Origin of the sequence: Paraburkholderia sp. SIMBA_030, assembly GCF_046535245.1 — a bacterium.
In the GTDB taxonomy this organism is placed as follows: domain Bacteria; phylum Pseudomonadota; class Gammaproteobacteria; order Burkholderiales; family Burkholderiaceae; genus Paraburkholderia.
In genome coordinates, this window is sequence record NZ_JAWRXB010000556.1 from 1 (window position 1) to 271 (window position 271).

A 271-nucleotide genomic window follows, 5' to 3' on the forward strand; every position below is an offset into this window, starting at 1 on the left:
CGACTCTATATTCCCGGCGAATGGATCAGCGTCTGGCAGGTTGAACTGCCTGATGTGCCCCGTAAGCAGATACCGACGATTCTGCCCGCCTTGCTGGAAGAAGAGCTGAACCAGGATATCGATGAACTGCATTTCGCCCCGTTGAAAATCGACCAGCAACTGGCAACCGTAGCTGTGATTCACCAGCAGCATATGCGCAACATTGCGCAATGGTTGCAGGCAAACGGCATCACCCACGCTACCGTCGCGCCGGACTGGATGTCCATTCCTT

The 271-nt window shown here is 55.0% G+C and carries 1 protein-coding gene; it reads left to right on the forward strand.

Going from position 1 to position 271, the window contains the following annotated elements:
• On the forward strand, window positions 1-271 hold a 271-nt coding region (gene gspL, locus SB772_RS41180; RefSeq protein WP_410838672.1), incomplete at both ends, for a type II secretion system protein GspL.